Source organism: Microcoleus sp. N9_B4, from assembly GCF_036701635.1.
Classification (GTDB): domain Bacteria; phylum Cyanobacteriota; class Cyanobacteriia; order Cyanobacteriales; family Microcoleaceae; genus Microcoleus.
This window is the reverse complement of record NZ_JAUBRC010000034.1, coordinates 65,344-83,216: the sequence shown is the minus strand read 5'-3', so window position 1 is coordinate 83,216 and position 17,873 is coordinate 65,344. Positions and strand designations below refer to the sequence as shown.

The window sequence follows — 17,873 nt, the reverse complement described above, 5'->3', positions numbered from 1 at the left end:
TATTAAGGGGGGGCTAAGACTTCATCCATAGCACATCTTTAGAAAAATGGTATAAAGTCCTCACTACGAACGAAAGACGCGCAATTGCCCAACTTTCCTCAATCGCAAAGCAAACTCGGAGAAGTCAGCACAAAGACATCCCTGGTTCCCACTCCTTCAGATTCCGGTTTAATCGGTGTAGTAAAGTGGAAAAACTCGTGGTCATTAACCAACAGCAATTCTCCCGGATGCAGAATTTTATTAAAAACTGGCTTCTCTTTTTTAGCCAAGTACAAATGCGTTTCCCCGCCTACAATATTAGTTCTGTCAACCGAGAAAATCCCGATAAAGTCAGTACCGTCTTGGTGAATGCCTTCCGGTGCGGGGTTGCCGAAATTGTGCGGCGAACAAGTTGTCCTGATTTGATGGATGCCGATTTCAGCTTCAGGGTGAATTTTGCAGGAATCGAAAAAAGCAAAAATCATCTGTTTGAAATTATCGAGGGCAATTAGCCGATCGTCCAATTCGGCAAATTCCCGCCTGATATCACCCACTAGCGGATTATATGTTTTGCTTTGATACAAATAGCCGTGAGGTAACTTAACTAACTCATTTCCGTTGACTGCAAACCGCGACAATCTTCTCGAACGATACTTACCTTTCACATACGGATCGACAGGCATATCGTCAAAAAATTCCTTGAAACCTTCTAGCTTAATCGAGTTTACTTTTTTGAAAGTAAACATGAAGGCATAATCCAAATGAATGGATTCTAATACGGTTTTCATAGATTTTACTCCCTGAAGCCTTGCTCCCCTCCCTTATTTTGCCTTTAGGAGGTGTATGCTTCTACTCTAGCGCAGGTTTTTTGTATGTGTCGTAAAAGACACTACAAAAATTGCAAAGATATCGTAAAGCTTGCAAGATGAATCCGGGGGCTTGTTCTTCTTTTAATCGAAAATCCAAAATCTAAAATCTAAAATCGATTCACTGCTTTCACCAGCGACTGACAGGCCCGCAGGAAAACGGCAACATCGACCCCAAGTGCGACGTACTGAACGCCAGCATCAATCCACTGCTGGGCGATTTCGGGGTTTTCGGCAAAAGTACCGGCGGCTTTGCCTGCTTTGCGGATGGTTTGCACTGCCTCCTGCATCATGTCGATGACTCGGGGATCGCGGACTTGGCCGGGAATGCCGATCGACTGTGACAGATCGTAAGGCCCTAGAAAAATCACATCCACCTCTGGCACAGTAACAATTTCTGCCAGGTTGTCGATGCCGCCTTTGCCTTCGACATGAATCACAACTAAGGATTCTTCGTTGAGTCGATCGGTGATATTTGTACCTGCTGCGGTGTAAAGTCCGGCCCGCGTAGCAAAGGAAAGACCTCGCGTGCCCAGAGGACTGTATTTAGCGCTTTTGACAGCGGTTTCGGCATCGATTTTGCTTTCAATTTGAGGTACTTGAACGCCTGCACTGCCGATATCGAGAGCTCGTTGAATTTGTGGCCCATCGTTTTTGCGGACACGAATAATCGGTGCAATTCCGGTGCAGTCGGCGGCGCGACACAAATCTTCAGCAGCAAGCGGGTTCAGGGGGCCGTGTTCCATATCGATAACGGCGAAATCAAATCCAGCGTGACCGCAGATTTCCATGAATGCGGGATAAGCGCAGTTCATAAATAAACCGAGGACTGTTTCGCCTTGTTTAATTTTTTGTTTGAGTTTGTTTTGACGCATGGGTAATCCCGGAAAGTTTAGTTTTTTTTGTCGCAGATGAAGCCAGATTGTTTTTAATAATACAGCTCAAATATGGTGGTGATAAATTACTTTATGTTAAGAGAATTGATAAAAATTTTATAGCTGCTTTTGCTTCTATTTTAAAGGTAATCAAGCACAAAAGCCAGCCGAAAATAAACATTCCTAAAATTGGTAAAAATATTGGTCCCACGGAGGGTTCGACTAACCAAGCAAATAAAGAAAACATTCCTATACTGCCAGTTGTCCACAGCCAAAGAATCATAAATCCTAGAACTATTTTATGTAAACTCATCCGAATTTTTATGTAACAACCGAAATTTTGAGTATGTATATCTCCTTCTATAATTGGGATAAATGAATTGCGACCGATGATGATGCGATTGATTTTGAATCTCTTGCCAGAAATTTTTCCTTCATAGGGTTTGGCAGGTGGCGAACCAAAGGGTAGAGTTATTCTAAAAAGTTTAGGAGGAGTGACAACTTCGTCCAACCTGGACACAACTTCCGAAAAAGTTAAACTGGTAGTAATTGTTAAAGTCTCAAAAGGAATAAATAACCTAAAAAATTTGACAATCTTGAGCATAAGGTTCATCCGGCTGTTCAATAGTTGTTGCTGGTATTAATGCCTCTTATCTAAAAAAGTTTTCCCTGACAACACCGCGAAATACCAGTATACTGCAAAAGGAACACTTAGATAGGATGAGTGTTTTTCGTTGATGTCAAAATTAATTCCACAATCTCCGATGAAACTTCGACAGTATCTATTTTTGCTCAAAGGTCGATCGATCCTTAGCCTCACCCTCGGCATCATTTCCGCGATTGGGAGCATTTCGCCAGTATTTGCCGCACCTCCCCGCAATCCAGACAATGCAGAAACTTGCGACATTCTAGTAGCAGGCGGCGGGCTCGCAGGCGCTGCTACCGCTTACGAAGGTTTGCTGGCGGGGCGCACAGTTTGCCTGACTGAAATTACTGACTGGGTAGGCGGTCAAATTTCCTCCCAGGGAACTTCCGCACTCGATGAAAGAGACACTCAGCGATCGCTCTTATTTTACCCCCGTGGCTACCTAGAATTGCGGGCGCGGATCAAGGAACATTACGGCCGGTTAAATCCCGGAGGCTGTTGGGTTAGCTATTCGTGTTTCATGCCCTACGACGGTCACAAAATTCTATTTAACATCTTGCAGGATGCCGCTAGAAAAGGCAAAGGCACGCTGAAATGGTTTCCCAATACAGTTATTAAAGAACTAGGCATTACTCCTGCTGTGGCGGGGAATACGGTTGGCGGTCAACAAATTAAAAGTGCGATCGCCATTCAACACAAATCGGCCCCCAACACCCCGCCAATCAACACCGAAACTCTTTCTCAGACTATCGAAGATGCCTATCGCTACGATAATTCTCCGCGCTTTAACAAAACTATTATTCAGTTTATTCCCAAATCATCTGGAACCCCCCCTAACCCCCCCTTGCCAAGGGGGGGGAATTCCACAAGTTCCCCCCCTTTACAAGCGGGGAATTCCACAAGTTCCCCCCCTTTACAAGCGGGGGCTAGGGGGGGTGCTGATTGGTACGTTGTAGATGCCACCGAAACAGGGGAATTGATCGGACTTGCCGATGTTCCCTACCGCCTCGGAATTGACCCGCGTTCCCCTCTCGAACCTTCCTCCGCTAGCCCAAGCGGCGACGCTTACTGCACTCAAGGTTTTACCTACACCTTTGCGATGGAGGCAACGAAGGAACCGCAGCAGCATCAGGTGCCGTCTTTTTATCAACAATACGCTCCTTACTACAGCTACGAATTGCAGAGATTGGCTAGCTTTCCCTTAGTTTTCACCTACCGCCAAATCAGGAGTATGAGACCGGATGAAAAGCGACCTTCAGACCCGAAGCAATTCCCCATTTATCCGGGGGATATTTCGATGCAAAACTGGACTTGGGGAAATGACTATCGTCCCGGTTCTGCCCAGGATAATTTAATTTATTCTCGCGCGCAGTTGGAAGCGGCCGGTCAACTGCAACCGGGGGGATGGATGGGCGGTTTGCGAACGGAAACTTTGCGAAGAGGAGAGGAAAATGCCAAAGGATTTTTCTACTGGTTGGTAACAGGAACTACTGACTCGCAGCTAGGAGATGGAGTGAAAAAGCCTCATCCAAACAATCGTTTTTTGAGCGGGTTGGATTCGCCGATGGGGACGGTGCACGGACTTTCTAAATATCCTTATATGCGGGAGGGCAGGCGTATTATTGGGCGGCCGAGTTTCAATCAGCCTCAAGGTTTTACGGTGTGGGAAGTTGATATGTCTCGCACTGACTTTACGGCTGATTTTTATCGCCAGAATTTGTCGGAGGAAGAGTATCGCAATTTGTGGTTGGCTGTGGGTGGTTTGAATGCGCCGGCTTTGGCTGTGGGAAGTCAATCTGTTGAGGATACAAAATCGCGATCGCGCGCTACGATTTATCCTGATTCTGTCGGTATCGGTCATTATGCGATCGACTTTCACCCCTGCATGACCAACAGCCCCCCAGAAGCACCGGGCAACACCGAACGGGAAGGCACTCGCAAAGGTCAAGGGCAAGCTTATCCCTTCCAAATTCCGCTGCGGGCAATGATTCCCCAGAAAATTGACAATATGTTAGTGGCAGGTAAAAGTATTGCTGTTAGCCACACAGCGGCCGCTGCTTATCGAGTGCATTCTTTTGAATGGTCTGCCGGTGCGGCGGCGGGAGTTACGGCTGCTTTTTCCTTGGAAAAAGGGATTTTACCTTATGAATTAGTGGACGAATTGCCATCCCGCGAGCCAAACTTGGAAGTTTTGCAGTTGCGGTTGCAACAAAATGCTAATCCGATCGCCTTTCCGGGTACTTCTATTTTCAATAGTTCGTGGCAAAATTGGAAATAATCGCAGTTGGTAATCTGTAGGGCGGGCAGGATGCCCGCCCCACAATAAAATTCACTCTTTGTGGAACAGGGTGGAACAGGCTTTCGTGCCTGTTCCTGACACCCCACAATTAACTCGTTACCAAGAAGAGCCTGCTAACCAGTGTAAAATAACTAATAAGTCGATAGCTGACCAACAGCAATTTGTCATCCATCTTTCGATAGAAGCAATCAGACACTGCTTTAGTCGGATAATATCAATAATCCCAAAAATATTCCCCCCTTCCCCTTCAAACTCCCAAAAGGTAACGGTCATGTCAACTGCACAGATAACAAGCCCCAATTCAAATAATGGTTATGCCAAACAGTTACTCAGAACCTTAGTAGCAGTCAAAAAAGGGGACTTTTCAGTTCGGATGCCTATAGACCAGACCGGTCTAGCGGGGAAAATTGCTGACGAACTTAACGAAATTATCGAGCTCAATGAGAGAATGGCGGCCGAACTCGATCGGATCGGCACAGTGGTTGGTAAAGAAGGCAAAATCTCCCAGCGGGCCACCATCGGCAGCGCCGAGGGGTCATGGGCCGCTAGCGTAAATTCTGTCAATACCCTAATTACAGATTTAGTGCAACCAACCTCTGAAACCGCCAGAGTCATTCGGGCCGTAGCAAAAGGAGATTTATCGCAAACCATCGCCTTAGAAATAGAAGACCGACCCCTCAAAGGAGAATTCCTCCAAACAGCGCAAATTGTTAACACAATGGTAGACCAGTTGAGTTCCTTTGCGTCGGAAGTAACGCGGGTGGCTAGGGAAGTGGGAACGGAAGGCAAATTAGGGGTGCAAGCTGAAGTTAAAGGAGTTGCCGGAACCTGGAAAGATTTAACGGATTCAGTTAACTCGATGGCGGGGAATTTAACAGCCCAAGTCCGCAACATTGCTGACGTGACCACCGCTGTGGCAAATGGCGATTTATCCAAAAAAATTACAGTAGATGTAAAAGGCGAAATTCTCGAACTGAAAAACACGATTAACATCATGGTGGATCAGTTGAGTTCCTTCGCATCTGAAGTAACCAGAGTTGCTAGGGAAGTAGGAACGGAAGGCAAATTAGGGGTGCAAGCTGAAGTGCGGGGAGTTGCAGGAACCTGGAAAGATTTAACGGATTCAGTTAACTCGATGGCGGGTAATCTTACGGCACAAGTACGGAACATTGCGGAAGTGACAACCGCTGTGGCAAATGGTGACTTATCTAAAAAAATTACAGTAGATGTTAAAGGTGAAATTCTGGAGTTAAAAAACACTATTAACATCATGGTGGATCAGTTAAATTCCTTCGCATCTGAAGTAACGCGGGTGGCGAGAGAAGTGGGTTCCGAAGGCAAACTCGGCGGTCAAGCAGAAGTTAAAGGAGTTGCGGGAACTTGGAAGGATTTAACTGATAGCGTTAACTTCATGGCAGGCAGTTTGACATCACAAGTCCGCAACATCGCTGAAGTGACAACCGCTGTGGCAAAGGGCGATTTATCCAAGAAAATTACCGTCGATGTTAAAGGGGAAATTCTCGAACTCAAAAACACCGTCAACACGATGGTTGACCAGTTAAATTCCTTCGCATCTGAAGTAACCAGGGTTGCTAGGGAAGTGGGAACAGAAGGGAAATTAGGCGTACAAGCTGAAGTGCAGGAAGTAGCAGGAACCTGGAAAGATTTAACGGATTCAGTTAACTCAATGGCCGGGAATTTAACAGCACAAGTCCGCAACATTGCTGAGGTGACGACGGCGGTGGCTAACGGTGACTTATCTAAAAAAATTACGGTACAGGTTAAAGGCGAGATTTTAGAACTGAAAAACACCATTAACGTGATGGTGGATCAGCTTAATTCCTTTGCATCTGAAGTAACCAGGGTTGCTAGGGAAGTGGGTTCGGAAGGTAAACTCGGCGGTCAAGCCGATGTCCGAGGCGTAGCAGGAACTTGGAAGGATTTAACTGATTCAGTTAATTTTATGGCGGGTAGTTTGACAGAGCAAGTACGGAATATTGCGGCTGTTACGACTGCTGTGGCAAATGGGGATTTATCCAAGAAAATTACAGTAGATGTTAAAGGTGAAATTCTGGAACTGAAGAACACCGTTAACACGATGGTGGATCAACTTAATTCCTTCGCATCTGAAGTAACGCGGGTGGCTAGGGAAGTGGGAACCGAAGGGAAATTAGGCGTGCAAGCTGAAGTTAAAGGAGTTGCCGGAACCTGGAAAGATTTAACGGATTCAGTTAACTCGATGGCGGGTAATCTTACCGCCCAAGTGCGGAACATTGCGGAAGTGACAACCGCTGTGGCGAATGGGGACTTGTCGAAGAAAATTACAGTAGATGTGAAAGGGGAAATTCTCGAACTGAAAAACACGATTAACATCATGGTGGATCAGTTGAGTTCCTTCGCATCTGAAGTAACCAGAGTTGCTAGGGAAGTAGGAACGGAAGGTAAATTAGGTGTGCAAGCTTACGTGCGGGGTGTAGGGGGAACTTGGAAAGATTTAACTGATAATGTTAACTTGATGGCGGGGAATTTGACGGCGCAGGTACGGAATATTGCGGAAGTGACGAAAGCGGTGGCAAATGGCGATTTGTCTAAGAAAATCACCGTTGATGTCAAAGGCGAAATTCTGGAGTTGAAAGATACCATTAACGTGATGGTGGATCAGCTTAATTCCTTCGCTTCTGAGGTAACGCGGGTGGCGCGGGAGGTGGGAACTGAGGGTAAATTGGGCGGTCAAGCTGACGTGAAAGGAGTTGCGGGAACTTGGAAAGATTTAACCGACAACGTAAACTCGATGGCGGGGAATTTGACAGCGCAAGTGCGGGGTATTGCTAAAGTTGTGACGGCGGTGGCGAATGGGGATTTGAAGCGCAAATTAATGCTGGAAGCTAAGGGAGAAATTGCGACTCTGGCAGATACGATTAACGAGATGATTGATACGCTGGCGACGTTTGCCGATCAAGTTACTACGGTGGCGCGGGAGGTGGGAATTGAAGGGAAATTGGGTGGTCAGGCGAAGGTTCCGGGTGCGGCGGGGACGTGGCGAGATTTGACGGATAATGTGAATGAGTTGGCGGCGAATTTGACTACTCAGTTGCGGGCGATCGCAGAAGTGGCAATTGCTGTTACCAGAGGTGATTTAACGAGGTCAATTTCCGTCGCCACTGAAGGAGAAGTTGCCATTGTTAAGGACAACATTAACCAGATGATCGCCAATCTCCGGGAGACGACGCAGAAGAATACTGAGCAAGATTGGCTGAAAACAAACCTTGCTAAGTTCACTCGAATGCTACAAGGTCAGCGGGATTTAGAAACTGTTTCTAAACTAATTCTATCAGAATTGACGCCCCTGGTTTCTGCTCAGCATGGCGTATTCTTTATGATGGAATCTGTGGATCACGATCCGTTTCTCAAACTCTTAAGTACCTACGCATATCGCGAACGCAAACAGTTAGGAAATAGATTCCATTTAGGCGAAGGTTTGGTAGGACAGTGCGCCCTGGAAAAGGAACGAATACTGTTGACTGAAGTGCCGGAAAACTACGTTAAAATTGGATCGGGACTGGGAGAATCTACGCCGTTGAATGTCGTGGTTTTACCCGTATTATTTGAGGGACAAGTGACGGCAGTAATTGAGTTAGCTTCGTTCCGCCGCTTCAGCGAAATACACTTGACATTCCTCGACCAACTTACAGAAAGTATCGCCATTGTCTTAAATACAATTGCGGCGAGTATGCGGACGGAAGAGCTGCTGAAACAGTCGCAGTCTTTGGCAGAAGAGTTGCAAACTCAGCAAAAAGAACTAACGGAAACTAACAAGCGTCTCGAACAACAAGCGCAGTCGCTCCGTGCATCGGAGGAACTGTTGAAGAGTCAGCAGGAAGAATTGCAACAAACGAATGAAGAACTAGAAGAACAAGCTGAATTGCTAGCGCTGCAAAATAAGGAAGTTGAGCGGAAAAACCGAGATATCGAACAGGCGAGGGGGTTGTTGGAAGAAAGAGCCGAACAGTTGGCTCTAACTTCTAAGTATAAGTCGGAGTTTCTGGCAAATATGTCTCACGAGTTGCGAACTCCGCTGAATTCGCTGTTGATTCTGGCTCGATTACTTTCTGACAATACTGAGGGTAATTTGACTCAGAAGCAAGTTGAATACACGCGCACAATTTACTCGGCGGGAAATGATTTGCTGGGGCTGATTAATGACATTTTGGATCTTGCTAAGATTGAATCAGGCACGATGTCGGTGGAAATTGAGCAAGTGTTGTTTACGGAATTGCGAGATCATTTGGATCGGACTTTCCGCCAAATCGCCCAGGATAAGAAGTTGAGTTTTCAAATAGAGCTTGAGGCTGGGTTGCCAAAAGGTCTCTATACGGATGCTAAACGGCTGCAACAAGTTTTGAAGAATCTCCTCTCGAATGCGTTTAAGTTTACAGAGCGGGGTGAGGTGAAATTGCGTGTCGAAGTAGCGCGGGAAGGGTGGAGTTTAGAGATAGAAAGTTTAAGCAGTTCCCCTACTGTTTTGGCTTTCTCTGTTAGCGATACCGGGATTGGGATTTCTGCTGAAAAACACAGGGTTATTTTTGAGGCTTTCCAACAAGCTGATGGTAGCACTAGCCGCAAATACGGGGGCACAGGTTTGGGTTTGTCAATTAGTAGAGAAATCGCTAATCTGTTAGGCGGAGAAATTAAATTGACAAGTCATCCTGGTGAGGGTAGTAAGTTCACGCTTTATCTGCCACAAACTTACCAAGAATCGCGAATAATGAATGATATGGAACCGGGAATGGGCAAGCAAACGCCTCAATTACCCCCTCCTGTTTCTCCCGCACTTCCTTCGCCGAATTTCAACTTGCCGATCGCCTCTTATCCATCACCGATTATCGCTGACGATCGGGAAAATGTCGAACTCGACGATCGCGTGCTGTTAATTGTCGAGGATGATGTAAACTTCGCTCGGATTCTCTTGGATATGGCGCGGGAACAGGGTTTTAAAGGTTTAGTGGCTTTACGGAGCGATATCGGTTTGGCGATGGCGCGAGAGTTCAAGCCAACGGCGATTATGCTGGATCTAAATTTGCCTGTGATGGATGGCTGGACAGTGCTCGATCGCTTGAAGCACGACCCAAGTACGCGCCACATTCCGGTTCACATTGTATCAGTTGAAGAAGGGCGGCAGCGCAGTTTGCAGTTAGGGGCGATCGCGTACTTACAAAAGCCTGTCAGTCGCGAAGCTTTGAGCAAAGCTTTGACTGATATTAAGGGGTTTGTGGAGCGGCCCGTGAAGAATTTGCTAGTCGTGGAAGACGACGAAACACAGCGTCTGAGCATTGTGGATTTAATCGGCAATCACGATGTTTCTACCACGGCTGTGGGGAGTGGTGCAGAGGCGCTAGCAACTTTGAAATCGGGGCATTTTGACTGCATCGTCCTCGATTTGGGACTGCCAGATATGACGGGTTTTGAACTGATTGAGCAGATCAAGCAAGAGGCAAGTTTGAAAACTCTGCCGATTATTATTTATACGGGCAAAGAGTTGACGAGAGCCGAAGAAACTCAACTCAAGCGCATGGCGGAAACAATCATTGTTAAAGATGTGCGATCGCCAGAACGTTTGTTAGATGAAACAGCTTTGTTTTTGCACCGAGTTCAAGCAAATTTGCCGGAACCAAAGCGCCAAATGCTAGAGCAATTGTATCAAACTGATTCGACGCTCGCGGGCAAAACAGTCTTGATTGTTGACGACGATATGCGGAATATTTTCGCCCTCACAAGTATGCTGGAGCGCCATAAAATGGAAGTTGTGTATGCTGAAAATGGCAGAGAGGGCATTACTAAATTGCAAAATACGCCTGAGATAAATATTGTGTTGATGGACGTGATGATGCCAGAGATGGACGGTTACGAAACCATGCAAGCAATTCGTAATATGCCTCAATTTGCTTCCTTGCCAATGATTGCTCTGACTGCGAAAGCTATGAAGGGCGATCGGGAAAAATGTATCGAAGCTGGTGCGTCTGACTACATTACCAAACCTGTTGATACGGAACAGTTGCTCTCGCTGCTGCGTGTCTGGCTTTATCGATAGTCATTAGTCATTAGTCATTAGTCATTAGTCATTAGTCATTAGTCATTAGTCATTAGTCAGCAGTCAGCAGTGAACAGTCAACAGTCAACAGTCAGCAGTCAACAGTCAACAGTCAACAGTCAACAGTCAACTATGCCCCATGCCCCATGCCCCATGCCCCATGCCCCATTCGCAATTCCCAATAAATAATTAAAAATGCCCGAAAGCCATGAACTTGAAACAATCGAAATTCAACTCCTACTAGAGGGAATGTTTCGCTATTACGGATTTGATTTCCGCAATTATGCTCTTGCCTCTCTCAAGCGCCGTATTTGGAACACTATTCGCTCGGAACGGCTCACCACTGTGTCTGCACTTCAGGAAAAGGTACTTCACAATCCTGCTTACCTAGACCGTTTACTGCTGGACATTTCTGTCAATGTAACGGCGATGTTTCGCGATCCCAGCTTTTACATTAGTTTCAGAAATAAAGTGGTGCCGCTGCTGCGTACTTATCCTTTTATTCGGATTTGGCACGCTGGATGTTCAACGGGAGAAGAAGTCTATTCTATGGCAATCTTGCTGCAAGAAGAAGGACTGTATGACCGTTGTCGGATTTACGCTACGGACATGAATGAATTAGTTTTGAAAACCGCAAAAACAGGGATATTCCCGCTGAAACAAATGCAAGAATATACGCAACTCTACCACCAAGCTGGGGGCAAGAAAGCGTTTTCTGAGTATTACACCGCTGCCTATGAAAATGCGATTTTTCGCTCTTCACTTAAAGAGAATATTGTCTTTGCTCACCACAACCTAGCAACGGATAATTCTTTTAATGAATTTAATGTTATTTTATGCCGTAATGTGATGATTTATTTCAATTCACACCTCCAAGAGCGGGTACACAAGCTTTTTTATGAGAGCCTGGTAATGTTTGGGGTTTTAGGCCTGGGACATCAGGAGTCTCTGATTTTTACACCTTATGAAAAATATTATGAAGCACTTGAAAGTAGTGATAAACTCTACCGGAGAATTAAATAAAAAAAATTTTGAAATAGTGGTTGTAGGCACGTCTTTGGGAGGGCTAGAGGCTCTGACTGTGCTGCTGGCAGATTTGCCAACAAGCTTTCCTTTGCCTGTAGTTATTGTCCAACACCGCCATAAGAGTTCTCAGAATAGGCTTACTGATTTTTTACAACAGCAAAGCTCTCTCCCAATCACAGAGGCCCAAGACAAAGAGCCGATCGTACCTGGACGGGTTTATTTGGCTCCTGCGGACTATCACTTGCTAATAGAATCGCGCTCTGAGGAGGAGTTTAGCCTGTATGAAAACAACTTGACAGAATGGGGGAGCGTGGCAGTGGAGTCAATCCATAATTCAAAATCCCCAATCCCCAATCGCGGAACTCCTAAATTTGCACTATCAACTGAGGCTCCTGTGTGCTACGCGCGGCCCTCAATCGATGTGCTGTTTGAGTCTGCTGCGGATGCCTTTGGGGAGAAAGTTATCGGCATAATTTTAACGGGAGCTAATTCGGATGGCAGTGAAGGGCTGGCAAAAATTAAAGCTGAGGGAGGATTGACATTCGTGGAGGAACCGGCTTCAGCTCTATGCCCGACCATGCCAGCATCGGCGATCGCAAATGTTGAAGTAGACTGGATTTTACCCCTCTCTAAAATTGCTCCCTGTGTAGTCAATTTGCTAAGAATTAAAGATTAAAAAAATTATGAATCTGCAGTCCCCCCATCGAGTAAATGTCCTTTTAGTTGACGATCGCCCAGAAAATTTGATAGCTCTAGAAGCTATTCTCAACAGCCCCTCTTATCATCTAGTACAAGCTAATTCGGGCGCGGAGGCTCTGAGATGTCTGCTTAATGAAGATTTTGCAGTAATTTTGCTTGATGTGCAGATGCCGGGAATGGATGGATTTGAGACAGCAACATTGATTCGCTCTAGAGATCGATCGCGATCGACTCCGATTATTTTTATCACAGCATTTAGCAGTAATGACACCCACGTGTTTAAAGGTTATTCTTTGGGTGCGGTAGATTACCTGTTCAAACCCTTGGAACCGGAAATATTGACATCGAAGGTGGGGGTATTTGTGGAATTGTTCCAAAAAACAGTCGAGGTGAAACAGCAAGCAACACAGCTAGCTGCTGTTAATAGTGAACTAAGTAAAAGTGAAGAGCGGTTTCGCACTTTGTGTGCTTGTTCCCCGCTAGGAATTTACTTAGCTGACGTTGAAGGCCGCTGTACATACATCAATCCCCGTTGTCAAGCAATTTGCGGGTTAACATTGGAGGAAAGTTTAGCAGAGATTTGGCAGCGGGAAGTTCATGAAGAAGATCGCGATCGCGTAGTAGCACATTGGTTAGCTTGGATTAAAGAAGGCCACGAATATTCTAACGAGTTTCGATTAGCTGGTAGCGAAACTGTGCGTTGGATTAATGTGCAGTCGTCGCCAATGTTTTCGGATTTGGGAAAACTGATCGGTCACGTGGGTACGGTTAGAGATGTCACAGACCGCAAGCAAGCAGAGGAAGAACGCAGCAGACTAATCCGCGAACAAGTGGCGCGGCAAGAAGCGGAGAGAGCTAACCAGATGAAGGATGAATTTCTAGCTATTCTCTCTCACGAGCTCCGTACTCCTTTAAATGCAATTCTCGGCTGGTCTAGGCTGCTTCGTACCAAAACATTTGACCAAGATACTATTGAGAAAGCCCTAGAAACAATTGAGCGCAATGCTAAATCTCAAGCTCAACTCATCGAAGATATTTTAGATGTTTCGCGGATTCTGCGGGGGAAATTAAATTTAAATATGCATCCGATTCGGTTGGAATCTGCGATCAAGCTGGCAATAGATTCTTTGCAGCCGCTGACTGAGGAAAAATCAATAGTCATAGAATTAACGTGCAGTCCTAATGTAGGTGAAGTTATCGGCGATTTCGATCGCTTGCAGCAAATTGTGTGGAATTTGCTGTCAAATGCGATTAAGTTTAGTCCGCAAGAGGGTAAAGTAGAAGTGCGGTTAGAGTCAGTTGGCGATGAGGCTCAAATTCAGATAATTGATAGCGGCATTGGTATCGCTCCTGATTTTTTGCCTTATGTTTTCGATCGCTTCCGCCAAGCTGATAGCAGCACAACTAGGTCTTACGGGGGTTTGGGACTGGGATTGGCGATCGTCCGTCACTTGGTGGAACAGCACGGCGGTAAGGTGCAGGCAGAGAATAATCCGGGCGAGGGTGCGAAATTTACGGTGGCTTTACCTCTTGCACAGAGGAAGACCGGAGGTGCAGGGGATACTTGGTCGGAACTCAATGACGCGACAGAGGTTCTCCCCACTCTAACTAATTTGCAATTGCTGGTGGTGGATGATGACGATGACACGCGGGAGTTTTTGATTGCTTTACTCGAGGACGAAGGAGCTATGGTGCGATCGGCTGCATCGGTGGCCGGGGCTCTAGCTGCACTGGAGAGTTATTGGCCGGATCTGCTGCTGAGCGACATTGGAATGCCGGAAGCAGACGGCTATGAGTTGATCGCGCGGGTGAGAGAAATGGAAGTGCTCAGGGGTGGAAAGATGCCTGCGATCGCCCTGACGGCCTACGCGAGAGAGGAAGAGCGCCAGCAAGCGCTGGAAGCTGGTTTCCAGATGCACTTATCTAAACCAGTTGACATAACTAAGTTAATTGCCGCAATTGCTAACCTCACAGGAATACTCGGAAATCCTGAGCCGACGGACTCGGCGGTTGAAACCGCTTTGTTGACCCCTCAATCCCGTGCTGATTAGTGAGAAAAATATTAAGCTAGCTAAAAGGACAAGCGATCGACAGTTCGGAACAAGACACCCGTTTTTCCACAAAAAGCTGGATATTTGCCGTTTTTTGCTTCAACCTGCCGTCAAAGTACAAAATTACCCGCCGATCAATACATGAATATTTTTAGCAGTCTGCTTTCTAGCCCAACTCAAGCACCCCAAGTCAAAAAACAGCGTCGAGGCATTGAAATTAAGTCGGAACGCGAAATCGAAATTATGCGGCAAGCAGCGAAAATCGTTGCAACGGTACTCAAAGAAATTTCCCAAATGGTGAAACCGGGAATGACTACTGCTGATTTGGATGCTTACGCGGAAAAACGTATCCGCGAAATGGGTGCAACTCCCAGTTTTAAAGGCTATCACGGTTTCACGGGATCGATTTGCTCTAGCATTAATAACGAAGTTGTTCACGGCATACCCAGTCCCAAAAAAGTAATTCGGGCAGGAGATGTTCTTAAGGTAGATACGGGGGCCTATTATCAAGGTTTTCACGGCGATTCTTGCATCACGATCGCAGTTGTGGAAGTGACTCCCGAATCGGCAAAATTAATCCGAGTCGCAGAAGAAGCTCTCTACAAAGGCATCGAACAAGTGAAGGCTGGAGCTTATTTGCTCGATCTCGCTGGTGCGATCGAAGATCATGTCAAAAGCAACGGTTTTAGCATCGTTGAGGAGTTTACCGGCCACGGTGTCGGGCGAAATTTGCACGAGGAACCGTCGGTTTTCAATTTCCGCACGCGGGAAATGCCGAACGTGAAATTGCGAGCAGGTATGACATTGGCGATCGAACCAATTCTGAATGCCGGTTCTAAGTACACTCGGACGCTTTCTGACAAGTGGACTGCTGTAACGGTTGACAATGCTATGTCGGCTCAGTTTGAGCATACTGTGTTGGTGACAGAAACTGGCTATGAAATTTTGACCGATCGTTCCAAAGTTTAAGTGGAAGGGTTCAAGAATAATTTTGAGTTTTGAGTTTTGAGTTTTGAATTAAAGATTTAACAACTTTTTCATCGTTAGATCAAAACCTAACTCAAAACTCTTGAGTTAAACAACAATTTTGTAACTTCCGTCGATGGATGGAGTGACAATAAGAGTTAAATTCGGCTAAATTTAAAAATAGTGGTAAAGCGTAAGGGTAACAACTATGTCAGCACGATTATTATTGGTAGATGATGAACCGGGCTTGCGGGAAGCAGTACAAGCTTATTTGGAAGATAGCGATTTTGCGGTTGAGGTTGCCAGTAATGCTCGCGACGGCTGGGAACTCTTGCAGCAGTACAATCCCGATTTGGTGATTTCAGACATTATGATGCCCCAGGTGGACGGTTATCAATTTCTCAAGCAAGTGCGGGAAGATCCTCGCTATAAGGCTTTGCCGGTGGTATTTTTGACGGCTAAGGGAATGACGAGCGATCGCATTCAAGGCTATCAAGCAGGCTGCGATGCTTATCTTTCTAAGCCCTTCGATCCTGACGAATTAGTAGCAATAGTAACCAATTTGCTGGCCCGCCGCGCGGCTGCTAAGGAGACAAGCGAAAATCCTGAAAGTCCAGATATTGCTGCTTTGACAAGCCAAATGGCAAGAATTGAGTCTTTGCTGAGTGGGCGAAGTTCGATCGCCCAAAGTCCTTCGCCGATTAAAATTGATTTGACTCCGCGAGAACAAAGTGTTTTGGATTTGGTTGCTCAAGGTTTGATGAATAAGGAAATTGCCCGCCGCTTGGAAACTAGCGTGCGTAATGTGGAAAAGTACGTCAGCCGTTTGTTTAGCAAGACGGGTACTAACAGCCGTACTGAGTTGGTTCGCTTCGCTCTCGAACACGGCTTGACGAAATAGCAGCCATCTCGACTTGGCTGGAGGCTGTGCCTCGCCAAGCTGCGTTACCAGGCTCTTCCTGGTAACGAGAATTATGCAAAAAATTAGAAATGTTAAGATATAAGTATTGACAGATATCCGGTGGCTGTGGTATGTCACATCAGCTTGCTGGTGGCAGCGCGGGAGTGGGAAAACTGGTGTGCGAAAACTGGTGTGCGATCGAACTTCTCACCCACTTTGCTTTGAGTCTGAGATGAACACTCGCAAACGCCGGGGAATTACTTAACGGGAAAACCTGACTGTTTAAGAGTTTTCACGTAGTAAATAGAAAGGCAAACACTTGACCGGATATGCTCCGTTAAGCAAACTTGCCACAAACAGTCACAGATAAGGTTATATCCTGTGGAAAAACAAGCCACTATTAATTAATGACTCTGCTCAAAAACGGAGACTTGCGAACTGCCGGAGTGGTAAGTAGCCCACAATTTTAGACCCTAGTTAAAGCTCTCAGATTTATCTGTGGAGGAAATCTCAACTCTCAAATCTCAAATCGACTCACAGCGCTCTAAAGTAGCCGCAGATGTTGAATGTATAGCAGCACCAAAGTTTAGTTTATACCAGGAGGATACCATGAGAAAAATCACGGCGCGACAAACGATAAGTGCCATAGTAGCACTGCCGATCGTACTAATAGCCAATACAACTCAAGCTTTAGCCACTGATACCGGTCAGAAAATAGAGCCAATTAAGAAAGTTTCGGATTTTGGCGATGAGCTAGATTTTGATATTGGGCCACCAACAACAATTAGCATTGAAGAAAGCGAGGATTGGGATGAACCTGATTTTACAGCTACTTTAGATATGGAGATTAGTAAATTTATGACAAAAAATCTTCAAGCTGTAATTGATGAGCCGCCCCCGGTAGTTTATCTCAGTGCGGCGAGGGGTCAGTCAACCAGGGAATGCCGGATTTCCGGGATATGCGAATAACTGAATCGGATTTGTGCGATTTTGGCGATGGCTGGGAGTCCCGCAAACAAAGACTCTTTTGCTGGGTAGAATTTGAGCAATTATCAAGATTTCAGTAAACTCCGGTTGATTTTGCTGGGAATATGCGAATAACAGAGTATGTATTTTTTTGGGTATGCTTTAATTGCGATCGGCTAACATAATAAGTATGCAGGCTGAAATAAACTTAACTAATTGATAGTTGCAATTGATGGGAAATCGCCCACAAGGGCAGAAATAAAATTAATCATAGGATTCTTCGCAGAGATTTGCAAAAGTAAAAACGGGTAAAAGTCAACTTATATCAACCGCCAAAACGGTTATGAAGTTCTTAATTGCACTTTCCCCCTGCAGTCGATTCCTTCCATCCGTTACATCCGTTAAAAAATCCGTTGCCGAACTGCCATCCGTTACATCCGTTACATCCGTTAAAAAATCCGTTGCCGAACTGCCATCCGTTACATCCGTTACATCCGTTAAAAAATCCGTT

At 45.8% G+C, this 17,873-nt stretch carries 12 protein-coding genes; 8 read left to right on the top strand and 4 right to left on the bottom strand.

Translation table 11 applies throughout. The annotated features are described in order from the left end of the window. Positions 1-98: 98 nt before the first annotated feature. The 3 genes from QUA43_RS21485 to QUA43_RS21475 form a co-directional block, all read right to left on the bottom strand. Positions 99-767, bottom strand: a complete 669-nt coding sequence (locus QUA43_RS21485; protein WP_172190452.1) for a 2OG-Fe dioxygenase family protein — start codon at positions 765-767, stop codon at positions 99-101. Between the two features lie 188 nt (positions 768-955). Next, complete coding sequence (locus QUA43_RS21480; RefSeq protein WP_333376329.1) at positions 956-1,720, bottom strand: aldolase/citrate lyase family protein; 765 nt, start codon at positions 1,718-1,720, stop codon at positions 956-958. Between the two features lie 91 nt (positions 1,721-1,811). Continuing rightward, the gene (locus tag QUA43_RS21475; RefSeq protein WP_333376327.1) at positions 1,812-2,324 is read right to left on the bottom strand and encodes a hypothetical protein; all 513 of its coding nucleotides are present in this window, start codon (positions 2,322-2,324) and stop codon (positions 1,812-1,814) included. Between the two features lie 160 nt (positions 2,325-2,484). Here QUA43_RS21475 and QUA43_RS21470 point away from each other — a divergent pair, with 160 nt between their 5' ends. The 8 genes from QUA43_RS21470 to QUA43_RS21435 all read left to right on the top strand — a co-directional run bounded on the left by QUA43_RS21470 (position 2,485) and on the right by QUA43_RS21435 (position 17,365). Beyond that, on the top strand, positions 2,485-4,644 hold the full coding sequence (locus QUA43_RS21470) for an FAD-dependent oxidoreductase (protein WP_333376326.1): 2,160 nt from the start codon (positions 2,485-2,487) through the stop codon (positions 4,642-4,644). A gap of 394 nt (positions 4,645-5,038) precedes the next feature. Further along, complete coding sequence (locus QUA43_RS21465) at positions 5,039-10,753, top strand: HAMP domain-containing protein (RefSeq protein WP_333376324.1); 5,715 nt, start codon at positions 5,039-5,041, stop codon at positions 10,751-10,753. 195 nt (positions 10,754-10,948) lie between these two features. Continuing rightward, on the top strand, positions 10,949-11,776 hold the full coding sequence (locus QUA43_RS21460) for a protein-glutamate O-methyltransferase CheR (RefSeq protein ID WP_333376322.1): 828 nt from the start codon (positions 10,949-10,951) through the stop codon (positions 11,774-11,776). After that, entirely contained in the window at positions 11,730-12,455 is a 726-nt protein-coding gene (locus QUA43_RS21455; protein ID WP_333376320.1) for a chemotaxis protein CheB, read from the top strand. The genes QUA43_RS21460 and QUA43_RS21455 overlap by 47 nt, the downstream gene beginning before the upstream one ends. A gap of 7 nt (positions 12,456-12,462) precedes the next feature. Beyond that, positions 12,463-14,529, top strand: a complete 2,067-nt coding sequence (locus QUA43_RS21450; protein ID WP_333376318.1) for a response regulator — start codon at positions 12,463-12,465, stop codon at positions 14,527-14,529. Between the two features lie 141 nt (positions 14,530-14,670). Then, on the top strand, positions 14,671-15,498 hold the full coding sequence (map, locus tag QUA43_RS21445; protein WP_333376316.1) for a type I methionyl aminopeptidase: 828 nt from the start codon (positions 14,671-14,673) through the stop codon (positions 15,496-15,498). Positions 15,499-15,703: 205 nt separating this feature from the next. Next, entirely contained in the window at positions 15,704-16,396 is a 693-nt protein-coding gene (locus tag QUA43_RS21440) for a response regulator transcription factor (RefSeq protein ID WP_333068795.1), read from the top strand. 498 nt (positions 16,397-16,894) lie between these two features. Then, on the top strand, positions 16,895-17,365 hold the full coding sequence (locus QUA43_RS21435; protein WP_333376314.1) for a hypothetical protein: 471 nt from the start codon (positions 16,895-16,897) through the stop codon (positions 17,363-17,365). 312 nt (positions 17,366-17,677) lie between these two features. Here QUA43_RS21435 and QUA43_RS21430 read toward each other — a convergent pair. Then, on the bottom strand, positions 17,678-17,873 hold a 196-nt coding region (locus QUA43_RS21430; RefSeq protein ID WP_333376313.1), incomplete at its 5' end, for a hypothetical protein.

Excerpts from the sequence above, each read along its gene's own strand:
- QUA43_RS21485 (WP_172190452.1), bottom strand. The coding sequence starts at position 767 with ATGAAAACCGTATTAGAATCCATTCATTTGGATTATGCCTTCATGTTT.
- QUA43_RS21480 (WP_333376329.1), bottom strand. The coding sequence starts at position 1,720 with ATGCGTCAAAACAAACTCAAACAAAAAATTAAACAAGGCGAAACAGTC.
- QUA43_RS21475 (WP_333376327.1), bottom strand. The coding sequence starts at position 2,324 with ATGCTCAAGATTGTCAAATTTTTTAGGTTATTTATTCCTTTTGAGACT.
- QUA43_RS21470 (WP_333376326.1), top strand. The coding sequence starts at position 2,485 with ATGAAACTTCGACAGTATCTATTTTTGCTCAAAGGTCGATCGATCCTT.
- QUA43_RS21465 (WP_333376324.1), top strand. The coding sequence starts at position 5,039 with ATGCCTATAGACCAGACCGGTCTAGCGGGGAAAATTGCTGACGAACTT.
- QUA43_RS21460 (WP_333376322.1), top strand. The coding sequence starts at position 10,949 with ATGCCCGAAAGCCATGAACTTGAAACAATCGAAATTCAACTCCTACTA.
- QUA43_RS21455 (WP_333376320.1), top strand. The coding sequence starts at position 11,730 with ATGAAGCACTTGAAAGTAGTGATAAACTCTACCGGAGAATTAAATAAA.
- QUA43_RS21450 (WP_333376318.1), top strand. The coding sequence starts at position 12,463 with ATGAATCTGCAGTCCCCCCATCGAGTAAATGTCCTTTTAGTTGACGAT.
- map (WP_333376316.1), top strand. The coding sequence starts at position 14,671 with ATGAATATTTTTAGCAGTCTGCTTTCTAGCCCAACTCAAGCACCCCAA.
- QUA43_RS21440 (WP_333068795.1), top strand. The coding sequence starts at position 15,704 with ATGTCAGCACGATTATTATTGGTAGATGATGAACCGGGCTTGCGGGAA.